The following is a 21,153-nucleotide window of genomic DNA, read 5'->3' as shown; positions in this document are numbered from 1 at the left end:
TCAAATGTGGGAGCGAGCCTGCTCGCGAAGGGGTCCTCAAAAACACCACAACCCTGCGCAAGTTTCATCGCACTGTCATCCACACGCAGCCAAACCGTCATCCCTCCCGCCTATGGTGAAACTCCCGTAATCGCCTTGGGAGACTCGAAATGGCTCAGCCCTACGAAGAACGCAACAGCGCCGCGAAAACCCGTCGTCAGCAGGAAGACCAGCGCCGCATGGAGTTTCGCCGCGCTATCGAAGATCGCTTCGAACTTCGCCAGCTACAAGCCGAAATCGGCGATTTTCCCGAGATCAACCATTGGCAGGCAGCACCCGCAGCTTCCCGTCGAAGCGCTCAACCAGCGCGCTGATCTGCACCCGTTCGCTGCGGATAAACGCCAGAAAGGCGTGTGCCACCGGTGACAAGCGTTTGGCCTTGGCTTGCACCAGACACCAGCTACGGAATAGCGGCAATTCCTCGACCGGCAACTCGACGAGGCCGCCGGTCGCCAGCTCCAGGTTCAGGGCGTGGCGCGTCAACAGCGCCAGGCCCAGACCCGCCTGCACACATTCACGCTGAGCTTCGGCCGAGGCCACTTCCTGAGTCTGGGTGAAGTGCACGCGTTTCTCTTTGAAGTACTCTTCGCAGGCCAATCGTGTGCCCGAGCCGGGCTCGCGGATCAGCAGCGTGTAGGGTTCCAGATCCTGTAACCGCAGCGGACCCATGTGTGCCAGCGGGTGATCCGGGCGCGCCACGGCAACAATCGGGTTGTTGAGGAACGGCAGGAATTCCAGACCCATGTCCTGCGGCACCATCGACATGATCACCAGATCGTCGCGGTTGTCGGACAGCCTGCGAATCACCTGGCCACGGTTGACCACGGTCAGTTGCAGATTCACTTCCGGGTGCTGACGCTTGAACGCGGCGAACAGGTGCGGCACGAAGTATTTGGCGCTGGATTCCACCGCCAGCTTCAATTGGCCCTGCAGCGAACCCTGCATGTCGGACAGCTGCATATCGAGGTTTTCCAGACGACCGAAGATGTCCCGGCTGGCGCGCTGAAGTGCTTCGGCGGCCTCGGTCATGTAGAGTTTTTTGCCGACATAATCGAATAATGGCTGGCCGATCAGCTCTTCGAGCTGACGAATCTGTAGGCTGACGGCCGGTTGCGTGAGCGACATTTCCTCTGCTGCGCGGCTGTAAGAGCGTAAATCACACACTTCGTTGAAGATTTGCAACTGACGCAATGTCATACGCATCAATGACTTACGCATTTCTTATAGGCTCTGATGGCAGGCTGATCGTTCAACTATAAGTCTTTGCTTATGGCTAACCCAATTTTTATTCATTTTTGTTAATCCCTCATGAGCGCTAGTGTGGACCTGCGACTGAATTGAAACATTTGGTCACGCGTCGACCTGGGTCTAGCAGGTCGTGGTGCCACCGGCTCAAGGGAACCTCCAAGTGATAACAAAGATCCTGATCGCCAACCGTGGTGAGATTGCCGTACGAATCGTGCGAGCCTGCGCCGAAATGGGCATTCGCTCGGTTGCGATTTTTTCCGACGCCGACCGCCATGCGCTGCATGTGAAACGCGCGGACGAGGCCCACAGCATCGGTGCCGAGCCACTGGCGGGTTACCTGAACCCGCGCAAGCTGGTGAACCTGGCGGTTGAAACCGGCTGCGATGCGTTGCACCCCGGTTACGGTTTCCTTTCGGAAAATGCCGAGCTGGCAGACATCTGCGCCGAGCGCGGCATCAAATTCATTGGCCCGTCGGCGGAAGTCATTCGCCGCATGGGCGACAAGACCGAAGCCCGGCGCAGCATGATCAAGGCCGGTGTGCCGGTGACGCCTGGCACCGAAGGTAACGTCGCCGACATCGAAGAAGCCTTGGCCGAGGGCGACCGCATCGGTTACCCGGTGATGCTCAAAGCCACTTCCGGTGGTGGCGGTCGCGGTATCCGTCGCTGCAACAGCCGCGAAGAACTCGAACAGAATTTCCCTCGGGTGATTTCCGAAGCGACCAAGGCCTTCGGTTCGGCCGAAGTGTTTCTGGAAAAATGCATCGTTAACCCCAAGCACATCGAAGCGCAGATTCTCGGCGACAGCTTCGGCAATGTCGTGCACCTGTTCGAGCGTGATTGCTCGATCCAGCGCCGCAACCAGAAACTCATCGAAATCGCCCCGAGTCCGCAACTGACCCCGGAACAGCGCGCCTACATCGGCGACCTGTCGGTGCGAGCGGCCAAGGCGGTCGGTTACGAGAACGCCGGTACCGTGGAGTTCCTGCTCGCCGAGGGTGAGGTGTACTTCATGGAGATGAACACCCGGGTGCAGGTGGAGCACACCATCACCGAAGAAATCACCGGGATCGACATCGTCCGCGAACAGATTCGCATCGCCTCCGGCCTGCCGTTGTCGGTGAAGCAGGAAGACATTCAGCACCGGGGTTTCGCGTTGCAGTTCCGCATCAACGCCGAAGACCCGAAGAACAACTTTCTGCCGAGCTTCGGCAAGATCACCCGTTATTACGCCCCCGGCGGACCGGGTGTGCGCACCGACACAGCGATCTATACCGGCTACACCATTCCGCCGTTCTACGATTCGATGTGCCTGAAGCTTGTGGTCTGGGCGCTGACCTGGGAAGAGGCGATGGACCGTGGCCTGCGCGCCCTCGACGACATGCGTCTGCAAGGTGTGAAGACCACCGCCGCGTACTACCAGGAAATCCTGCGCAACCCGGAATTCCGTAGCGGCCAGTTCAATACCAGCTTCGTTGAAAGCCACCCTGAACTGACCAACTACTCGATCAAGCGCAAACCCGAAGAGCTGGCCCTGGCCATCGCCGCCGCCATCGCCGCCCACGCAGGCCTGTGAGGAATACAACAATGTCCAAGAAGATCTTTGTCACCGATACCATCCTGCGCGACGCTCACCAATCGCTGCTCGCCACCCGCATGCGCACCGAAGATATGCTGCCGATCTGCGACAAGCTCGACAAAGTCGGCTACTGGTCGCTGGAGTGCTGGGGCGGCGCGACGTTCGACGCCTGCGTACGCTTCCTGAAAGAAGACCCGTGGGAGCGTCTGCGCCAACTGCGCGCGGCGCTGCCTAACACGCGCCTGCAAATGCTTCTGCGCGGGCAGAACCTGCTGGGCTACCGCCACTACAGCGACGACGTGGTCAAAGCCTTCGTCGCCAAAGCTGCGGTCAACGGCATCGACGTGTTCCGCATCTTCGATGCGATGAACGACGTGCGTAACCTGCGCGTGGCGATCGAGGCGGTGAAGGCTGCCGGCAAACATGCGCAAGGCACCATCGCTTACACCACCAGCCCGGTGCACACCATCGATGCGTTCGTCACGCAGGCCAAGCAGATGGAAGCCATGGGTTGCGACTCGGTGGCGATCAAGGACATGGCCGGCCTGCTGACTCCGTACGCCACTGGCGAACTGGTTCGCGCGTTGAAAGCCGAGCAATCGCTGCCGGTGTTCATCCACTCCCACGACACGGCCGGTCTGGCGACCATGTGCCAGCTCAAGGCGATCGAAAACGGCGCCGATCATATCGACACCGCGATCTCCAGCTTCGCTTCGGGCACCAGCCACCCGGGCACCGAGTCGATGGTTGCAGCGCTCAAGGGCACCGAGTACGACACCGGTCTGAACCTCGAACTGCTGCAAGAGATCGGTCTGTACTTCTACGCCGTGCGCAAAAAATACCACCAGTTCGAAAGCGAATTCACCGCCGTCGACACCCGCGTGCAAGTCAACCAGGTGCCGGGCGGGATGATCTCCAACCTCGCCAACCAGTTGAAAGAGCAGGGCGCCCTAAACCGCATGGCCGAAGTGCTGGCGGAAATCCCACGCGTGCGCGAGGACCTCGGCTTCCCGCCACTGGTGACCCCGACTTCGCAAATCGTCGGCACCCAGGCGTTCTTCAACGTGCTGGCCGGCGAGCGCTACAAGACCATCACCAACGAAGTGAAGCTGTACCTGCAGGGCGGTTACGGCAAAGCGCCGGGCGTGGTCGACGAGAAGCTGCGTCGCCAGGCGATCGGCAGCGAAGAAGTCATCGACGTGCGTCCGGCCGATCTGCTCAAGCCGGAAATGACCAAGTTGCGTGCTGATATCGGCGCCTTGGCCAAGTCCGAAGAAGACGTGCTGACCTTTGCGATGTTCCCGGACATCGGCCGCAAGTTCCTCGAAGAGCGTGCTGCCGGCACCCTGACCCCTGAAGTACTGCTGCCGATTCCGGAAGCGGGCGGTGTGACCAAGGCGGGCGGCGAAGGCGTGCCGACCGAGTTCGTCATCGACGTTCACGGCGAAACTTACCGCGTCGACATCACCGGTGTCGGCGTCAAAGCTGAAGGCAAGCGTCACTTCTACCTGTCCATCGACGGCATGCCGGAAGAAGTGGTGTTCGAACCGCTCAACGAATTCGTCGGCGGTGGCAGCAGCAAGCGTAAGCAAGCCTCTGCACCGGGCCACGTCAGCACCACCATGCCGGGCAACATCGTTGATGTGCTGGTCAAGGAGGGCGATACCGTCAAGGCCGGCCAGGCTGTGCTGATCACCGAAGCGATGAAGATGGAAACCGAAGTCCAGGCAGCGATTGCCGGCAAGGTAACCGCCATTCATGTGGCCAAGGGTGATCGGGTCAATCCGGGTGAAATTCTGATCGAGATCGAAGGCTGAGATAACGGCCGCGATCCAACGTTTTAAACCTCGGGGGGGCATGTGCTCCCCTTTTTTTTCATCCGGAATTTGTCTGCATCACATGAGGCCTATGTGGGAGCGAGCCTGCTCGCGAAGAGGAGTGTCAGTCGATATTTATTCAACTGACCGATCGCATTCGCGAGCAGGCTCGCTCCCACAGTGACGATGTTCAATCCGTCAGAACGCCATGCGCCATTGGCCCATTACGCCATGAGTGCGGCTGTCAGTGGCCATTTCACCCGTGAGACCCACACCGACCGTGTGATTGGCAGACAGCCCGAGATCGAGGCCGGCATCCACCGACAGGCTGTTGCGATCCAGCGCGGCACCGGCAATTTCAAAGCGTTTGCCACCCTTGACCAGTTGCTGGCGGGTGTCGCTTTCGATCTCGCCAAAGGTGTGTTTCCAGCCGGCACTGAATCGCGGTGTCAGCGTCATGCCGTTGTCCAGCCGATTGATTTTCGCCGTGCGCAGGCCAAAGGTACTGCTGAGGTTGTCGCGGGTTTGTCCGAAGACTTTCAGCGCCGCATCCCCGCCGTTTTCGCGGTAGCTGTCGCGTTGATAGCGCTGATAGCCGACGCTGGCGAACGGTTCGAGCGTCGCGTTGTGCCGGCCGATGTTGACCGCCAGTTCGGCAAAGGCTTGTTGGGTGTTGGCGTCATAGTTGCCCTTGAGGCGATCGCTGAAGCCGTTGAAGGCCACGCGACGTTTACTGGCGCCGTCATGACTGGCGTAGGTCGCCCCGAGACGCAGCGAGAAGGGGCCGTCCTGACGTGCGGCGTAGGCACCGAGGTGCCAGCTGTCGAGGTCGCCATCGTATTGCCGGGCATCGAGTCTGGTCTGCGATTTACCGCCGACCAGGCCGACATGCCATTGCTCGTTGAGCCGCCAGTCGGCGCCCATGACCAGGCCTTGGGTAGCGTGTTTGAGGGTGCTGTCGAAGTTGCGGTCGACTTTGCCACCATGGCCAAGCGCCTGAATCCACACGCGCCCGGAATCGGCAGCGCCGGCGGCCTGACGCGGCGAGTTGCCGGAACTGTAGGCAGAACCGTAACGGCTGTTCAGTTGCTGCATGGCCGAAAGCATGCTCGCGCTTACGGGAGTGATGCTGCTCAGCGTGGCTTTGGCGAGGTTTGCATTGCTGCCGGCGGCGAGTTGTTCGAGGGCGACCGGTGCGGTGGTTTTGTCGCTGGTCAGAAGCGCGGCGACTGCTGCGTTTGCAGGTTTTATAGGCGCAGGTGCGGGCGGTTCGGCGGTCTCGTTAACTTGCGCAGTAAGAGGTTCGTCCGGCATTGGCGATGGGACGGACTCTGCAGTGGGAGTCGGCGCTGAAGTCGGGACAGGAACAGAAATTGGAGCTGGTGCAGACGCCGTCAATGGCGTTGTTGTCACTGATGGCGGAGGTGCTGTTGGATCGACAATGGCCTCGGCAGCGGCACGAGTGTTGGCTGTCGTGGCAGCGCTCGAAAGCGGCTTACCGTTACGGGCGTAAGTCAGCCCGACGGACTTTTTGTTGTATTGCGCAGTGGCTGTCATGAAGGCGAGGTCGCTAACGACCGTACCGAATTCGCCTTCTACCTTGCCCGCTTCGAGGATTTTGTACTGTCTGCTTTGCGGATATTCTCCCGGACCCGCAACGACTTTCAGGGTGGCGCCTTCCAGCTTGGCGGTGCCATCAACCTTGATCGTTTGACTGCCACCGGGGGTGACCTCGTAAGCCAGTTCGGCGGTCGGGGACAAGCGCAAGTCGCCTTTCACGCGCGGGCTGCCTAGCACCTCATTGACGGTGAGCAGGCCGGCGACCTCCAGGCTTCCCACCACACCTTTACCGGCAAAGCTGCCACCGCTCTCGACATACACGTCGCCCTTAATGCTCCCCAGGTTGGTCAACGTGGTACCGCTGTTGACCAGCACGCCCTCCTTGAAGTCTCCCTTGGAACTCAGCGCCCAATCGCCCCGGCTGAGGAACAGGCCGTTGAAATTACGTGTGTCTTTCAGCTCGCCGCCTGCCGCTGCATCCAGGAACAGGACGTTATCTCCCCCGCCACCATCCAGCAGGCCGGTAAAGCTTGCGCCGTCCGTGAGCGTGATCAGATCGTTTACAGCGGTACCTTTAAACGTTTCTTCAGGGGTTTTAAAAGCGATGGGCACCGTACTTGGGTCGGTGAGAAATCCCTTCAGTCGTTCAAGCGCCATTTTTTTAGGGCTGGTTTCGGACAATTCAGTGACATCCGCTACTGCGGTTGAATCAGCGACTTCAGAGGGTTGCTGAGCGTTGGCAACCGCTACGCAACCCAGCGCCAGCGAAATGGCCAAAGCCAGATGTTTTGGTTTGAACGTGTGTCGAATGGTCATTGAGTCGAGCCTCGGTTAGCAGGAGACCCAACTCTATTGATGCCCCAAAAAATCCGATGTCGGCTGCTTCCCGCAGGCTTGCAGGCGACATCGCATCGTTTTGTAGAAAATGACCGCGAGATCCGCAACCAGGATTTTTACTCGGTTGCAGCGTTCCCTTTTCCTACAACCATTCAAGACCCCGCCGGCTGTTCAACCCTCAAAAGCTCATCTGCCACTGCCCGATCAAACCGTGATTGCGGCTGTTGCTGCCGATCTCACCGCTGTATCCCACACCCAGCGTGTGCCGCGCCGAGATCCCCACATCCAGACCGGCCTCCAGCACCAGGCTGTCGCGATCCAGCGAGCTGCCATCGACACTGAACGCCGTGCCGCCAGTCACAAACGCCTGACGAGTCGAGCTGCTGACATCGCCATAGGTGTGTTTCCAGCCAGCGGCCATGCGCGGGGTCACGCTCATGCCGTTGTCCAGGCTGCTCAGGTGCGCTAGGCGCAGGCCGAAGGTGCTGCTGAAGTTGTCCTGGGTCTGGCTGTCGACTTGCAGTGCGGCGGCGCCACCTTTTTCCTTATAGCTGTCGCGGTGGTAGCGCTGATAACCGAGGCTGGCGAATGGTTCGGCGCTGAGGCGGCCGCTGCCCATGGCATAGCCGAGTTCGGCGAAGGCTTGCTGGCAATCGGCGTCGTAGTCGCCTTTCGGGCGGTCGCTGAAACCATTGAAGGCGATGGTGCGTTTGCTTTCGCCCTGATGGCCGCTGTACGCCGCGCCGAGGCGCAAAGCGATCGGGCCGTTCTGGTGCAGCGCGTAGACGCCGGCGTGCCAGCTCTCGACGTTGCCGTCGACGCCGGTCGCGTCCAGATCGGTTTTCGAATAGCCACCGAGTACGCCCAGCCGCCATGCTGCATTCAGCGACCAGTCGGCACCCAGCACGCTGCCCTTGGTGCGTTGTTCCAGACCACTGCTGCCATGTTCGCCATCGAGCTTGCCGTAGCCGCCGATGCCTTGCAGCCAGAGCCGCCCGCGAGCGTTCGGGTCATTCAGGTTGCGTGCTTCGGACGGCACGCCATTGGCTGCCAGCACGGGGGTGTCGCGCTGATCGAGACCGACCATCAGTCCCGGGCTGGCGCCCATTTGCTGCATCGCCGAGAGCATGCTGCTGCCGACCTGACTGCTGGCGCCGAGGGTGGCGCTGGTCAGGTTGGCATTGCTGGCACCGGCCAGTTGCTCGATCGCCGCGCCGGCGCTGCTTTGGCTGGTATTGAGCAAGGCGTTGTACAAGGCGTTGCCTTTGCCGATTGAGGCGAGGCTGTTGGCGGCGTTTGTGCCGTTGCCAGTCGTGGCGAACTCATTGAACGCCACATCATTGCGGGTGTAGGTCAGATCGACTTGCGTGGGTGTGTAGGCGAGAGTCGGCGTCAGGAATGCGTAGTCGCTGCTGACCTTGCCGAAGGTGCCGTTGACCTGCGCCGCTTGCAGTACGGTGTAGTGGCTCTGCCAGGGATAGGTGCCGCTGCCGGGATTGACGGCGAGCGTTGCACCGTTGAGGTTGGCGATGCCGCCGACCTGTACCGGCGCGCTGCTGCCGTCGGCATTGACGCCGTAGGCGAGGGTGCCGGCGCTGCCCATGTTCAAGTCGTGAACGATGGTGGCGCGGCCGAGTCCGATGTCCGTGCGTAGCGTGCCGTTGACGTTGAGATTGCCCACCGAACCGCCACCGGCATACACACCGCCAGCGTCGACGGTCAGGTTGCCAGTGATGCTGCCTTGGTTGATCAGGGTGGCGCCGTTGCGCACCGCGCCGCCGTCGCTGAAATCGCCACTGCCGGACAGCGTCCACGCGCCTTGCTTGACCTCCAGCCATTCGAAGTTGCGACTGGCGCCGAAGCTGCCACCGGCCGCGTCCTCCATCACCACGCGGTCGTAACCGCTGCCGCCATCCACCACGCCGACAAAGCGACTGCCATTGCGCAAGGTCAGGCTGTCGTTGCCGCTGCCCAGATCCAGCGCCAGGCCATTGCTGCCGCTGATCGTGCCGCCGTTGATGACGTTGTCGGCGAACTCACCGACGAACTTCACGCCAAAACCGTTGAGGCCTTGGATGGTGCCGAAGTTTTCCAGGGTGGTCGCCGCCAGCCCCAAACCGCCGCTGCCATCGTCCACCAGGATGGCGCTGTCGGCACCGCTGATCAACGCGTTGCTGGCGTTGAGTATGTAGCCACCACCGAGGGCAATACCTTCGCTGCCGTTGGCGAAACCGCCCTTGTCGACACCACCTGCACCGACGCCCTGAATGGTCCCGTAGTTTTCGATGTGGGCGATCTTGTCGATGTCCACGCCATCGCCGTCACCGTTCGCTTGCAAGCCTGAGTAAGCGCCAGTGATGGTGCCGTGGTTAATCACCGTGCCATCGCCGTCGGAACCGAACCCGGAACCATTGCGGCCGGTGATCTGCCCGTAGTTGATCAGCGTCGCGCCGAGGTCGGTGGTGATGCCGTGCCGGCCGCCGGAAATCACCCCGTAGTTGGTCACGCTGACACCGCCTGCGGAATCGATATCGATGCCGTCGAATTTCTCGTCGGCATTGTGCGAATCGCCGGTGGAAATCTCGCCGTAGTTGGTAATAGTCGCGTTGGCCCCGGTCTTCATGCCGTCGCTTGCGTCGCCGCGAATCAGCCCGTCGGCGCGGTTGATGATGGTGGTTTTCACCCCGTCGCTGCGCAGCGCATCCAGATCCAGGCCTTGGCCGGTAGTGGAGCGAATCACGCCGCTGTTGTCGATCAACAGGCTGCCGCTGACGAAGTTGCTGTCGATGCGCAAGGCGTCGTTGGCGCCGAGAATCTGCCCGCCGCTGCGGTTGTAGATCGTGTAGTTGCGCGCCTGGGTCAGGTCGCCGCTGCTGTCGATGGCCCGGCCACCGCTGGACACGATTTTGCCGGCGTTATCGATCACCACACCCGCACCACTGGTCTTGTCTTTCAGGCTCACGGCCTTGCCGCTGTTGGTGATGCTGCCCGGTGCGGAAATCGTCAGCGTATCGCTGCCTCCCAGCGTTTGCGCTGCCGTGGTGGCGGTGTCGATCTGCACGGTTTTGCCGTGGGCTGCCGTGGCGGTGATCAACAGGGCAATGGCGAGAGACAGACGCTGGGGCGGGAACGGCATGGTCGGACGGCCTTTTTGTTATAAGCGGGCCGTCCTGTATAGCGAAGGGTTTTTACAGAATGATGTCTTTGAGGTGATGAGTCACTGATCGCGACGCACGTAAGCCTTGCCGTAATGCCGCTCCATGCGTGCCTGAATCAACTCCAGGCCAATCGACATCAGCCAGTAAATGATCGCCGCCGTCGTCAACATTTCGATATAGCGGTAGCTTGAGCGCCCGTATGACTGGGCGAGAAACATCACTTCCCAGACCCCCATCACCGAGATCAGCGACGAGTCCTTGAGCATCGAGATGAACTGGTTGGTGGTGGGCGGGATGATCGTGCGCATGGCTTGCGGCAGGGTGATGCGCCAGAAAATCACCGTCTCGCGCATCCCCAATGCCAGCGAAGCTTCACGCTGGCCGTGGTCGACCCCGAGGATGCCGGCGCGGAAGATTTCGCTGAGATAGGCGCCGTAGTTCAACGACAGGGCAATGATGCCCGCGACAATGGCGCCAGGCACGATGCCCAGTTGTGGCAAGCCGAGGTAGATCAACAGGATCTGAATGAGCAGTGGCGTGCCGCGAAAGAACGAGGTGTAGAAGCTGGCGATACCGAACGCCACGGCGCTTTTCGACAGGCGCGCCAATGCCGTGATGAAGCCCAGCAGGGACGAGGCGACAATCGAGCACATACACAGGAAAAGCGTCAGCGCCGCGCCTTGCAGAAAGCCGTTGGGCGCCAGGTGCAAACCGACCAGGTTGGGCAGTTTGTCGAGGATGATCGAGAACTTCAGGTCGAAGCTCAGGAAGAACCCGGCGAACAGGCAGAACAGCGCCGCCCATGTCAGGTACAGCCGCGTACGAAAACCGAACAGGCGTTGCAGGCGTGATTCAGCCACCGGTTGTGGTGGCTGTGGCGGTGTCGGGAAAGAAGTCATTGGCTGATATCAGCACCGATCCATTTTTGCGACAGCTTGCTCAGGGTGCCGTCCTGTTTCAGTTGCGCGAACACCTCGCGCACTTTGGCATCCCATTGCGCGTCACCTTTTTCGATGGCCACCGAGTTCGGTTCCGAATACAGCGGCGCGCCGGCCAGTTTGAAGCGTTTGTCTTCGTTCAGGCGTGGCTGCGCGGTGACGAGGTTGGTGAGGATTGCATCCAGACGCACGCCGGCGCCCAGGCCCAAATCCTGGAAGGCAACGTTGTCGGTGTCGTACGGCGCGATCTGCACATCTTCGAACGGGTACTGCAACTGCTTGTCTTCGGCACCTTCGATGACCAGGTTCTTGTTCAGATAACTTTCGTAACTGGACGCGCTGGTGAGGCCGACTTTTTTGCCACTCAGATCCTTGGCAGCGTGAATCCGATCATCCTTGGCGTTGACTACGATCACTGCGGGCGAGGCGTAGTACTCGACCGGGAAATCGAACACTTCGGCGCGGGCCTTGCTCGGTGTCATCGAGCAGATGCAGATATCGTAACGCCCGCTCCAGCGGCCGGCGGCAATGACGTCCCAGGACGGTGTTTCCAGTCGCAACTTCACGCCCAACTTGTCAGCCACGGCCTTAGCGACGTCCACATCGAAGCCATCAAGCTGATTCTGGTCATTGAGAAACGAGAACGGTGGATAGCTTTCCATCAGCACGCCGACCAGTTCTTTTTTCTGCTCGATACGATCCAGCGTGGCGCCAGCAAAGGCTTGAGTGGAAGCGGCCAGAATCGTCAGGCCCAGGGCCAGTAGCGGTTTAAATTTCACAGTCGATCCCTGGGTAAAAAAGAGGTTGTTTTTAACGGAATGGTGCGTATTAAATAGTTATAAGAACGACTCTGATAGTGAGTTATTTTCATAAGCATATGAGTGAAAAGCATATGGGCGCAGGAAGCACGATTATTCTCGATGGCGGCATGGGCCGTGAGTTGCAGCGCGCCGGGGCGCCATTTCGTCAGCCGGAGTGGTCGGCGCTGGCGTTGAGCGAGGCGCCGCAAGCGGTTGAGGGGGTGCATGCCGCTTATATCGCCAGTGGCGCCAATGTGATTACCACCAACAGTTATGCCGTGGTGCCGTTCCATATTGGCGAAGAGCGTTTCGCCGCAGAAGGGCAGGCGCTGGCCGCGTTGGCCGGTGAGCTGGCGCGACGTGCGGTGCAGGCCTCGGGGAAATCCGTGCGGGTGGCCGGCTCATTGCCGCCGCTGTTCGGCTCATATCGTCCGGATCTGTTCGAGGCCGCACGAGTGACCGAGTTGCTGGCGCCGTTGGTCAATGGTCTGGCCCCGCACGTTGATCTGTGGCTGGCGGAAACCCAGAGCTCGATCATCGAGGCGCGTGCCATTCACGCCGGGTTGCCGAAGGATGGCAAACCGTTCTGGTTGTCGTTCACCTTGAAGGACGAAGACACCGATGAAGTGCCGCGCCTGCGCTCTGGTGAGCCAGTCGCCGAGGCGGCTGCGGTGGCGGCTGAGTTGGGCGTCGAGACGTTGTTGTTCAATTGCAGTCAGCCGGAAGTGATCGGTGCCGCGATTGATGCCGCGCGTGACACCTTCGAGCGTCTGGGGGCGAAAATTCACCTTGGTGCCTACGCCAATGCGTTTCCGCCGCAGCCAAAAGAAGCTACGGCCAATGACGGACTTGATCCGCTGCGCGATGACCTGGATCCGCCGGGTTACTTGCACTGGGCGATTGACTGGCAGCAGCGCGGTGCGAGCCATTTGGGCGGTTGCTGCGGGATCGGGCCGGAGCACATTGCGGTGCTGGCGCAAAAGCTGGTGTAACCGCAGATCAAAAGATCGCAGCCTGCGGCCACTCCTGCATGGGATTTAAATTCACCGTGTAGGAGCTGCCGCAGGCTGCGATCTTTTGCTTTTCAGATAATCAGGAACGGCACTCGACCAAACCTTTCACCTGCCCGTTGGGCGTCTGATTTTCATCCGACAGCCACCGCTCGAAACCTGCCGCAATTGCCGGCCACTCGCCATCCAGAATCGAGTACCACGCGGTATCACGATTCTGGCCCTTGACCACCATGTGCTGGCGGAACACGCCTTCGAAGCTGAAACCCAGACGTTCGGCGGCGTATTTGGAGCGGGCGTTGCCGTTATTGCATTTCCATTCGAGGCGGCGGTAGCCGAGGTCGAAGGAATATTTGGCCAACAGGTACACCGCTTCGGTGCTTCTCGGCGAGCGCTGCATCGGCGCGCCGAAGGTGACGTGGCCGATTTCGATACGGCCCTGGGCCGGGACAATCGACATCAGGCTAAGGATGCCTTGTACCTGACCGCTGGCGCGATCGACGACGCTGAAGAAATACGGGTCGCTGGCGGCCGCGTGGTTGTTCAGCCAAGCGTCGAAAACGCTGCGTTCCGGGAACGGGCCGTAGGGCAAATAATCCCAGAGTTTCGGGTCGGCACCGGGGCCTTCGAGTGCGGCGAACAGTTGGTCACCGTGGCGCGCCGGGTCGAGTCTTTCCAGACGGATAAAACGCCCTTCAAGCAAGGTGGCGGTGGGGGCGGGGACGCCTTTCCAGTCAGCGGGTGAAGCGATCATGCGTGCGTCTCCTTAAAGGGCTTGGCGAAACTGGATGAAGCCCGGGCGTTCGGCGATACGCTCGTAGAGCTGGATCGCGGTGGCGTTGGTTTCGTGGGTCAACCAATGAACCTTGCAGCAGCCGTCAGCCTTGGCGGTGGCGTAGACGTGTTCGATCAACTGGCGGCCGACGCCGGTGCCCCGGGTCTCCGGGATCACCAGCAAGTCCTGCAGGTAGCAGGAGTTTTCGATGCTCCAGTTCGAACGATGATAGATGTAATGCACCATGCCTACCGCTTTACCGCCAGCCCAGGCGAGGGCGGCGTGGGTCGGTTCGTTCGGGTCGAGAAAGCGCTGCCAGGTGCTGTGCGTCACAGCGTCCGGCAGTTCGGTGTTGTAGAAACGCAGGTAGGCCTGCCATAGCGGCAGCCAGGCGGCGTGGTCGTCGGCGCTGACCGGGCGAATGTCGATCTGACTCATGGGGGATTTCCTTAGCGCATCAATCGGGCGAGGGTTTGATCATTGATGTCCGGGCTGGCGGCCAGGCCTTCGCGCACGCCGGCAATGTCTTCGGCGCTGCGGTTCTGGCTGAGCTTGCGTTTGCCTTCGAGGCGGTCGATGGGAATGGCGAAGCCGACAATCGCTTTGAGCATGCCGTCGATGTAATCGGCAGGCGCGTCGGCGACCGACCACGGTTGCGTGCGGCCGGCTTCATGACGGTCGGTGAGGGTGCTGACGATGTCGAGCAGGCGTCCGCCATCGCTGAAGGTTTCGGCGTGGCCATAAGCGTGCACGGCGATGTAGTTCCAGGTCGGCACGACTTTGCCGTGTTCGGCCTTGCTCGGGTAAAAGCCCGGGCTGACGTAGGCATCGGCGCCGGCGAAGATCAGCATGGCTTCGGCGCCGTCACGCAGGTCTTTCCACTGTGGGTTGGCGCGGGCCAGGTGCCCGTAGAGCGTGCCGTACTCGCCCTGTTCGCAATGCAGTAGTACCGGCACATGGCTGGCCTGCAAGCCGCTTTCGCCATGGCTCACCAGAATGGCGAGGCGGGTGGCGAGAATCAGTTCGTGCAGTTGGGACAATTCTTCGATGGCAAAGGCGCGTGGCGTGTACATGGGCAGATTTTCCTTGGCGAATGCCAGCATCCTAGGCAGGCTATTGGTCTGTTGTAAGAGCCATTGATGACCAATTTCATAGGTCCATTGCCATGCCCGATTCGCCGCTGTTATCCATGCCGTTCAACCCTGCCGGGATCGAGCTTGATCGCCGCCAGGGTTTGAGTCGTCAGCTGTATCAGGCGTTGCGCCTGCGGGTACTGGACGGGCGACTGGCGAGCGGCACGCGGTTGCCGGCCAGTCGCGATCTGGCGGCGGCGTTGGGGATTTCCCGCAACAGCGTGGTGCGCGCCTACGATCAACTGTATGCCGAAGGCTTTATCGAAGGGCGGGTAGGCGATGGCACCTACGTCGCACAATTGATGCCGGTAGCGAGCCCTGCGAAAAAATTATCCACAAAAGTATCCACAGGGTTTTCAACAGGCTTACCCACAGCCTTATCCACAAACTGGCTGGATTTACCTGTAATTTCATCCAGTAAAGTTATCCACAGCGATAGTTTTTCGCGCATCGAAAAGAACCATTTGGCCCGGCCACCGAGTGGTCCGCCACGAGCATTTCGGGTCGGTGTACCGGCGTTTGATCTGTTCCCGTTCGAGGTGTGGGCCAAGCTGAATGCGGCTTTCTGGCGCAAACCGGATCTGGAGCAACTGTGCTATGGCGATCCGTCCGGCGATGCGCGCCTGCGTGCAATGATCGCTGCCTATTTGCGCAGTTCGCGCGGCATGCAGTGCTCGCCTGAGCAAATTGTGATCACCAGCGGCGCACAGCAAGGCATTAGTCTTTGTGCACAGCTGCTGGTGGAGCCGGGCGACGGTGTGGCGATCGAGAATCCGGGTTACCGCGCGGCCGGTCATGCGTTCGCGGTGGCAGGAGGTCGTTTGCAGGGTATTGCCGTGGACGAGGAGGGCATGGACTGCTCGGCGTTGTCGGCCACCGGGGACTGTCGGGTAGCGTATGTCACGCCCTCTCATCAGTACCCGACAGGCGTGGTGATGAGTCTTGCGCGGCGCCTCGAACTGCTCGCCTGGGCCGAGCGCAACCAAGGCTGGATCGTCGAGGACGACTACGATGGCGAATACCGCTACACCGGTGCGCCGCTGGCGCCGTTGGCGGCACTCGATCGACAGGGGCGAGTGCTGTATGTCGGTACTTTCGGCAAGGTTGCCTTTCCGGCATTGCGCCTCGGTTATCTGGTGCTGCCGCCGGCGCTGGTCGATGCCTTCTCGCAACGCCGCGCGGTGGATGTCCGCCATTCCGAGGTCAGTACCCAAGCGGTGATGGCCGAGTTCATGGCGGCCGGGCATTTCCAGCGGCATATCCGGCGCATGCGCCGCGCCGCCCTGAGCCGTCGCAATACCTTGCTCCACGGTTGGCCGACCGCCATTGCCGGTGTTGGAGATTTGCCCGCCGTTTCCGCCGGGCTGCACCTGACCGTGGCCGTAACAAGCATCGAACGCGAGCAGCAGTTGATTGCGCAGGCAGCAGGCGTTGACGTGGAGATCAACGGCTTGAGCAGTTACTGGCTGCCGGACTCCACTACACCGCTGGACCAGCGTGCCGGGCTGGTCCTGGGCTTTGCCGCCGTCCCTGAACCTGACATTACAGCGGCACTGAAGCGCTTGCGGCAGGTTTGGCAGGCGTGAAGAACAGATGCTCGGCTGACTGTCGTGAAATCTCGCTGCGATGGATTTCGAGGAGCTGCGAACTGGTGGGATCGCTCGGCTCGTGGGAACCGCCGATGTGTCGTTGCGCGACTGTTTTCATATGCCCGGCGGTAAACGAAGTGACGGGAGCGTCGACACTGCTGTAGTGGAAGTGTGCGTAACACAGCACCTTGCCGGTGTGGGCATCGCGTACTTCGTATTCGTCGAGAAAACCCCTTGAGTGGCCTTTGAGCCGGCGACGGGTAATGGTTTTGGAAATCGTCACTTCACCCTTGTCTTTGAGCCACTGCACCCCCGCCGCAGTCGGCGGTTGTTGTTTGACCAGTCCGATGCGAATGCTGGTGCCTTTTTCGTCAAGGGCATTAGCGGCCTCGTCAAGCTTGTGGCTGATTTCTTCGGTCGGCTTTTTGAAGTCTGCGGTCAGATTACTGGCGGTCAATGCTTCATCAATCGCCGCATTGGCTTCGCGCAAGACAGCGGCATGCTTGTGGTATTCCTCCTCGACCTCGACAGGTATCCGCCGCCCTCGTTTGAGTTGAGCCTCGATACGTTGGTGGAATGCAGCCAGGCCGTCGATCAGCGCCTGGCCTGCACGGCTGCTGGCACTCACGGATGAATGGGCCTTGGGTTGGCGGGTCTTTGCCGTGCGCTGTTCTACCCAGACACCGGGCGATTCTTCCTGGAATGTGGCGATGACACCCGTCAGGGTGGTTCGTACTTCCACCTGGTCGGATTTTTGCCCCTTGATGCGTTTTTTTCGATTGCCGACTACCGTGCCTCTGGATTGGGTTTTGATGATCTGGCGCGTTGATGATCTCGCCTTCGAAGGCCCCGGTGTCGGTCCCAGCAAGTGCTTGAAGTGCAGCAACTCGGCCAGTTTTACATCCGTGCGCGCCCTGAACCCGTTTACCCGTTTACGCACATGCTGCAGTCGCTCAGTGTTGATGTGTTCGGGGTAGTCGATGAGCAGATCACCAAAGCGCTGATCGATGGCGGAAAACTGTTCGGCCACATTGCTCAGGACATCGATGCGTTCGCGCAGGTTGTCGAGGCTTTCATCCTCGGTCAGATTCAGCGTGCTCTGGATACTCAACGCGGCGTCTTCGATGAGACTGGCGAGTGCCTGATAGGCATTGGCGGCGTCCGCTGTCGTACCGGCCTTGATGCAAATTTCCTGGCCAAGACTGATCTGCAAAAGCTTGAGGTCGTTCAGATCATATTTCGGCAATGCCTTGCGATAGGTTGGAATAATTTTGACGGCATCTTTTCCCAACAACATCAGTTCGTCAAAACGGCTATTGGCCAACTCTGTTTTTTCAATGATGGCCTGGGTCTGGAGGGTCATTCTTTCAAAGGTCTGAACAAACGCCTGCGCGATGAATCCGGCTTCATCGGCAAGCATTGTCTGCATGGCCTTCAGGTCAGTCTGAAATACGGCGGAATGCAGGTCGAGCCATTCCTGCCCGAGAAACAGCTGCATTTGCAGGCGCTCAATCATGACGGTCCGGTAGTTCGGAATCGGCTCTTTCTGATTCAACGCCTTGATCTGTTCAATATTCGCGCCGTACGCCTTGAGCTGTGCGTCTAGCGTTGCCAGATAGTGCTCGCGTGCCGGTCCTCGTGCTTGCCCGACCGCATCGTTGAAGGCTTTGTGGTCAGCATCACGCTGAATCTGCTTGGCTTTCATCGTTACGTCGAACGCACTGATTTCGGCAGTCAGTTGCCTGGCGTCCATTTTGCTCACGTCCTGAACGGCCTCAAGTGCGCTGTCGAGTCCGCCGCCTCGCAGGCGCAAGCGAAGGTCGACCACCCATTGGCCGTTGGCCGTGCGGGTCAGTTGCGGCCCGTTGCGTGGCGGTTGCTGGCGCGAGTCGATGATCTGCACCTCGGCGTGCTCATTGAGCATGACTTCGAACCAGCGCTGGCCTACGGGAGCGAACCACTGTTGTTGGCGGGGATAAAGATGCCTGTGTGTGCCCTCGGTGGCGGCATCGCCGATGCCTTTGGGTTTGGCGATCTGAAAACTGTCGAGCAGCGCTGCGAGTGCGACCGGGGATCGTTTCAGCGCCGTGAAGGGGTTGACCACCATCTCATGCGCAATGGGCAGTGCAGTGCTGGAGACGTCCGGCAACTGCAACGGTTTGCTGACGACGAGTTCGGTGGTGACGGTGGCGGTGGGTTCTTCCTGCGAGATCGACTCGCTGAATGGCTTGTCGCCGACCGCTGCGCGATGGGCGAGCACCATGCCCAAGGCCAGGAGAATGTCGGTGAGGGCTGTCCAGGCAAGCTTGCCGGATTGCTCATTGGCCTCGTCGCTGATCTCTTGCAGGTCGTCCATGATCTGCCAGATCCACGCTGCCGTGCCGACGCTGCGCCCGAGGAATGGCAACGCCGCGTTGAACAGCATCCAACCGCCGTGTTTGAGCGTTGCCCAGCGTGCTTCTGCATCAGAGACCGATTGCCGATCGGCCTGGGTGATGACAGCCTGCACGTTGCTGTTATGCAGGGTCGCCAGTACATCGTGTTCAATCGTTGCGGTCGCCAGCGCAACGGGGCCGGACATGTCGAGGGCGGTGAAGGGGTTCACCAGCAATTGCGGGATAGTCCAGACTGAAGGCAATCGGGCGGTGAAGACGAACTGGCTGTACTTGAAGCGCACATCGTCCGGCAACCAGGCCAGGACCGATTCGCGCAGCTCCTGTGAGTGCTGGATCTCGTAAAACAGGTTGGCGTGTGAGGGAAATTGCATCAGTGCCGTTTCGAACAGTGGTCGATAAAGCAGGCACGGCCCTTTGTCCGCCTCGCGCGGGCCGATGACGAACATGTTGTTGACGATGTCGGCCTGTGATCGACTGCGATGGGCCACGAACCCCAGCGGGCGAATGACGATTTCATCGCGATCGACATGACGCTCATCGCCGGTGTTTGCCAGCGCGGCAACCACATAGCGGTAACCCTGTTCAGTGATGCCGGTCTTGCCCTGTATTTTGTGCTGTAACGCCAGCAGCGGCAGCTCGATGGGCAACTGGCTGGCATAAAGTGCTTGCACTGCCGACGCCTGCTCATTGTTGTCAATCAGCAGGTTTTGCAGGTACGCCGGGTAGGTCTGGCCGATATCGACGCTGCTGACCAGTTGTTGCAGGTAGCTTGCGGTCATCCACTCAGGCAACACGCCGCCATCCTTGTAACGTACGGTTTTGTTGCCGGCTGGCTGCCCCGCGAGGTTCTGCAGCGCGAGTTCAATGAGCGACAGCGTCTTGGTCTGCGTGTTACCCGGAAAGACAAATGTGCCCCAGACCACCAGGCTGGTGATGCTGATCTCGATGTCATCGATCCTCACCTCGCCGGCTTGCGGATGATCTTTGGCTATCTGTTGTTTCAGGGCATCACGGGTGAACGCTTGCAGGCTGATGACTTCGCTTTGAAATGATTTTCCCTTGTTCGTGTGCTGCACCATCGTCAGATCCAGCAGATGCCGGCTGTAACGGGTTTGATCGGCGGGAGAGGCGCTGTCGAGCCATTCTGGCAGCATCGGACGCAGGCGAGCGATATGAGGTTTGAGGCGCGGTGTCGGCTCTCGCGGATTGCCGACAGTCCCGGTGTGCGGATATAGCTCGCTGGAACTCGAACCCTGAAAATAATTGATCGCGCCCAGCGCCTCGGCTTCCAGGGCGACCAGTGTGCAGGCTTGATAGTCGAAGAAATGGCCCTGTGGTTCGACCAGTCGCCATTTCAACCCGGCACCGGAGGCACCTTGCCAATAACGACGCGGCAGGGCTTCGCCGAGTTTTTCCAGCGATTGAAAACTCTCGAAGCCCTGCAGCACCGAGTGGGTCATGATCAAGGTGCGCTTGTCATCGGTGCCGATCAGTACCGCGGTATCGAGCAGGGTCACATGCTTCTGCTCGTCACCCTCGCCACGGTCAAGATCAATCAGGCAGGCGCGGGTCTTGTATTTGTCGGTGGGCAGTCGCTGGTGTTTGTCCGGGTATTTATAAAGCGCTTCGGCCATGGCTCGCTGGTCGGCATCCCAGCCAGGGTTCGCGTCGACCTTCCACAAATTGCGCAGGGCCTGTGACATCTGCTGCCAGCGCGGCTGCCCTGGGTAGGTGAAATCATCCCAGTAATTGACCTGGTGTTCCTTGTAGGCGATGAACAGCAACGGTGCCAGCTCATTGAGCAGCTTACCGATCGCGCTGATTTTCACCGGCAGCTGGATGGCGGACGGCAGGTCGGGCTGCAAGGTCAGATAATGCTCACCGTCGAGATACGCCACAGTCGTGCCGGAGAGGCCCAGGCGTACCAGGGTGTCGGTCAGCGATTCGATCAGGTGGCGACCGGGGACGACCCGATCATCTTCAATGACCCAGGTCGGTCTTACGACCATGGCCAGCTGCGGGTCGAGATCGAGGTCGGGATACAGCGTCCTGAGCGCGGGGCGCAGCGTTTTCGACGCAACTTCTCGCAGTGAAGGGCCGGTCACCAGTTGAGTCACGACATCGACGGCGCTGGGCGAGGGGATTTCGGGCATGGGCAACTCCTGCTCTGATGGGCGCGCCCAAGGGCGGCGGTTCCGGGCAAGGTAGCGGCGAGCGGCGGCGCACGTGCGGTACATACATATTGCGGGCAAAAAAAGACCCGCCTGGGCGGGT

The 21,153-nt window shown here is 60.3% G+C and carries 14 protein-coding genes; 5 read left to right on the top strand and 9 right to left on the bottom strand.

Annotated features, from left to right (window positions below; all coding sequences use genetic code 11):
• Positions 1-149: 149 nt before the first annotated feature.
• Positions 150-353 (top strand): PA3496 family putative envelope integrity protein, encoded by a 204-nt coding sequence (locus AB4O01_RS20000; protein ID WP_095188667.1) that lies wholly within the window; start codon positions 150-152, stop codon positions 351-353.
• Here the strand turns inward: AB4O01_RS20000 and AB4O01_RS19995 are convergent.
• Positions 295-1,257, bottom strand: a complete 963-nt coding sequence (locus tag AB4O01_RS19995; RefSeq protein WP_093429604.1) for a LysR family transcriptional regulator — start codon at positions 1,255-1,257, stop codon at positions 295-297. The genes AB4O01_RS20000 and AB4O01_RS19995 overlap by 59 nt on opposite strands.
• 190 nt (positions 1,258-1,447) lie before the next feature.
• Between AB4O01_RS19995 and AB4O01_RS19990 the strand changes: the two genes are divergently transcribed.
• Complete coding sequence (locus AB4O01_RS19990) at positions 1,448-2,863, top strand: acetyl-CoA carboxylase biotin carboxylase subunit (protein WP_025112637.1); 1,416 nt, start codon at positions 1,448-1,450, stop codon at positions 2,861-2,863.
• Positions 2,864-2,874: 11 nt separating this feature from the next.
• On the top strand, positions 2,875-4,683 hold the full coding sequence (gene oadA / locus AB4O01_RS19985; protein WP_427120202.1) for a sodium-extruding oxaloacetate decarboxylase subunit alpha: 1,809 nt from the start codon (positions 2,875-2,877) through the stop codon (positions 4,681-4,683).
• Positions 4,684-4,881: 198 nt separating this feature from the next.
• Here oadA and AB4O01_RS19980 read toward each other — a convergent pair whose 3' ends face one another.
• The 4 genes from AB4O01_RS19980 to AB4O01_RS19965 all read right to left on the bottom strand — a co-directional run bounded on the left by AB4O01_RS19980 (position 4,882) and on the right by AB4O01_RS19965 (position 11,955).
• Positions 4,882-7,059, bottom strand: a complete 2,178-nt coding sequence (locus tag AB4O01_RS19980) for an autotransporter domain-containing protein (RefSeq protein ID WP_460089320.1) — start codon at positions 7,057-7,059, stop codon at positions 4,882-4,884.
• A 199-nt stretch (positions 7,060-7,258) separates the two neighbouring features.
• Positions 7,259-10,216, bottom strand: a complete 2,958-nt coding sequence (locus tag AB4O01_RS19975; protein ID WP_460089319.1) for an autotransporter outer membrane beta-barrel domain-containing protein — start codon at positions 10,214-10,216, stop codon at positions 7,259-7,261.
• 81 nt (positions 10,217-10,297) lie between these two features.
• A complete protein-coding gene (locus AB4O01_RS19970) occupies positions 10,298-11,137 on the bottom strand; it encodes an amino acid ABC transporter permease (RefSeq protein WP_099757553.1) in 840 nt (279 codons plus the stop codon).
• Complete coding sequence (locus AB4O01_RS19965; RefSeq protein WP_099757552.1) at positions 11,134-11,955, bottom strand: ABC transporter substrate-binding protein; 822 nt, start codon at positions 11,953-11,955, stop codon at positions 11,134-11,136. Before AB4O01_RS19965 ends, AB4O01_RS19970 begins: the two co-directional genes overlap by 4 nt.
• Before the next feature lie 113 nt (positions 11,956-12,068).
• On the opposite strand from AB4O01_RS19965, the gene AB4O01_RS19960 reads away from it, so the two are divergent.
• Positions 12,069-12,968: a homocysteine S-methyltransferase family protein gene (locus AB4O01_RS19960; protein WP_460089317.1), complete on the top strand. Its 900-nt coding sequence runs from the start codon at positions 12,069-12,071 to the stop codon at positions 12,966-12,968.
• A gap of 100 nt (positions 12,969-13,068) precedes the next feature.
• Here the strand turns inward: AB4O01_RS19960 and AB4O01_RS19955 are convergent, their stop codons facing one another.
• From AB4O01_RS19955 to AB4O01_RS19945, 3 genes are read right to left on the bottom strand one after another with little or no spacing between them, the layout of a single operon-like run.
• Complete coding sequence (locus AB4O01_RS19955) at positions 13,069-13,740, bottom strand: GNAT family N-acetyltransferase (RefSeq protein WP_460089315.1); 672 nt, start codon at positions 13,738-13,740, stop codon at positions 13,069-13,071.
• Between the two features lie 12 nt (positions 13,741-13,752).
• Positions 13,753-14,199, bottom strand: a complete 447-nt coding sequence (locus AB4O01_RS19950; RefSeq protein WP_116254208.1) for a GNAT family N-acetyltransferase — start codon at positions 14,197-14,199, stop codon at positions 13,753-13,755.
• Between the two features lie 11 nt (positions 14,200-14,210).
• On the bottom strand, positions 14,211-14,834 hold the full coding sequence (locus AB4O01_RS19945) for an FMN-binding negative transcriptional regulator (RefSeq protein WP_116254209.1): 624 nt from the start codon (positions 14,832-14,834) through the stop codon (positions 14,211-14,213).
• A gap of 92 nt (positions 14,835-14,926) precedes the next feature.
• Here AB4O01_RS19945 and pdxR point away from each other — a divergent pair, with 92 nt between their 5' ends.
• Positions 14,927-16,480 carry a MocR-like pyridoxine biosynthesis transcription factor PdxR gene (gene pdxR, locus AB4O01_RS19940; RefSeq protein ID WP_186620232.1) on the top strand — a complete coding sequence of 518 codons (1,554 nt, stop codon included), beginning with the start codon at positions 14,927-14,929 and terminating at the stop codon, positions 16,478-16,480.
• Here the strand turns inward: pdxR and AB4O01_RS19935 are convergent.
• Positions 16,437-21,032, bottom strand: a complete 4,596-nt coding sequence (locus tag AB4O01_RS19935; RefSeq protein WP_460089313.1) for a dermonecrotic toxin domain-containing protein — start codon at positions 21,030-21,032, stop codon at positions 16,437-16,439. The two genes, pdxR and AB4O01_RS19935, sit on opposite strands and share 44 nt — an antisense overlap.
• Between the last annotated feature and the right edge of the window lie 121 nt (positions 21,033-21,153).

It is taken from the genome of Pseudomonas sp. S2_E02 (assembly GCF_054668355.1).
This window is presented reverse-complemented; position numbering and strand designations above follow the sequence as displayed.

What these genes read in the sequence shown, in the direction of transcription:
- AB4O01_RS19935 (WP_460089313.1), bottom strand. Translation starts at nt 21,032, where the DNA reads ATGCCCGAAATCCCCTCGCCCAGCGCCGTCGATGTCGTGACTCAACTG.
- AB4O01_RS19960 (WP_460089317.1), top strand. Translation starts at nt 12,069, where the DNA reads ATGGGCGCAGGAAGCACGATTATTCTCGATGGCGGCATGGGCCGTGAG.
- oadA (WP_427120202.1), top strand. Translation starts at nt 2,875, where the DNA reads ATGTCCAAGAAGATCTTTGTCACCGATACCATCCTGCGCGACGCTCAC.
- pdxR (WP_186620232.1), top strand. Translation starts at nt 14,927, where the DNA reads ATGCCCGATTCGCCGCTGTTATCCATGCCGTTCAACCCTGCCGGGATC.
- AB4O01_RS19970 (WP_099757553.1), bottom strand. Translation starts at nt 11,137, where the DNA reads ATGACTTCTTTCCCGACACCGCCACAGCCACCACAACCGGTGGCTGAA.
- AB4O01_RS19945 (WP_116254209.1), bottom strand. Translation starts at nt 14,834, where the DNA reads ATGTACACGCCACGCGCCTTTGCCATCGAAGAATTGTCCCAACTGCAC.
- AB4O01_RS19975 (WP_460089319.1), bottom strand. Translation starts at nt 10,216, where the DNA reads ATGCCGTTCCCGCCCCAGCGTCTGTCTCTCGCCATTGCCCTGTTGATC.
- AB4O01_RS20000 (WP_095188667.1), top strand. Translation starts at nt 150, where the DNA reads ATGGCTCAGCCCTACGAAGAACGCAACAGCGCCGCGAAAACCCGTCGT.
- AB4O01_RS19955 (WP_460089315.1), bottom strand. Translation starts at nt 13,740, where the DNA reads ATGATCGCTTCACCCGCTGACTGGAAAGGCGTCCCCGCCCCCACCGCC.
- AB4O01_RS19980 (WP_460089320.1), bottom strand. Translation starts at nt 7,059, where the DNA reads ATGACCATTCGACACACGTTCAAACCAAAACATCTGGCTTTGGCCATT.
- AB4O01_RS19995 (WP_093429604.1), bottom strand. Translation starts at nt 1,257, where the DNA reads ATGCGTAAGTCATTGATGCGTATGACATTGCGTCAGTTGCAAATCTTC.
- AB4O01_RS19950 (WP_116254208.1), bottom strand. Translation starts at nt 14,199, where the DNA reads ATGAGTCAGATCGACATTCGCCCGGTCAGCGCCGACGACCACGCCGCC.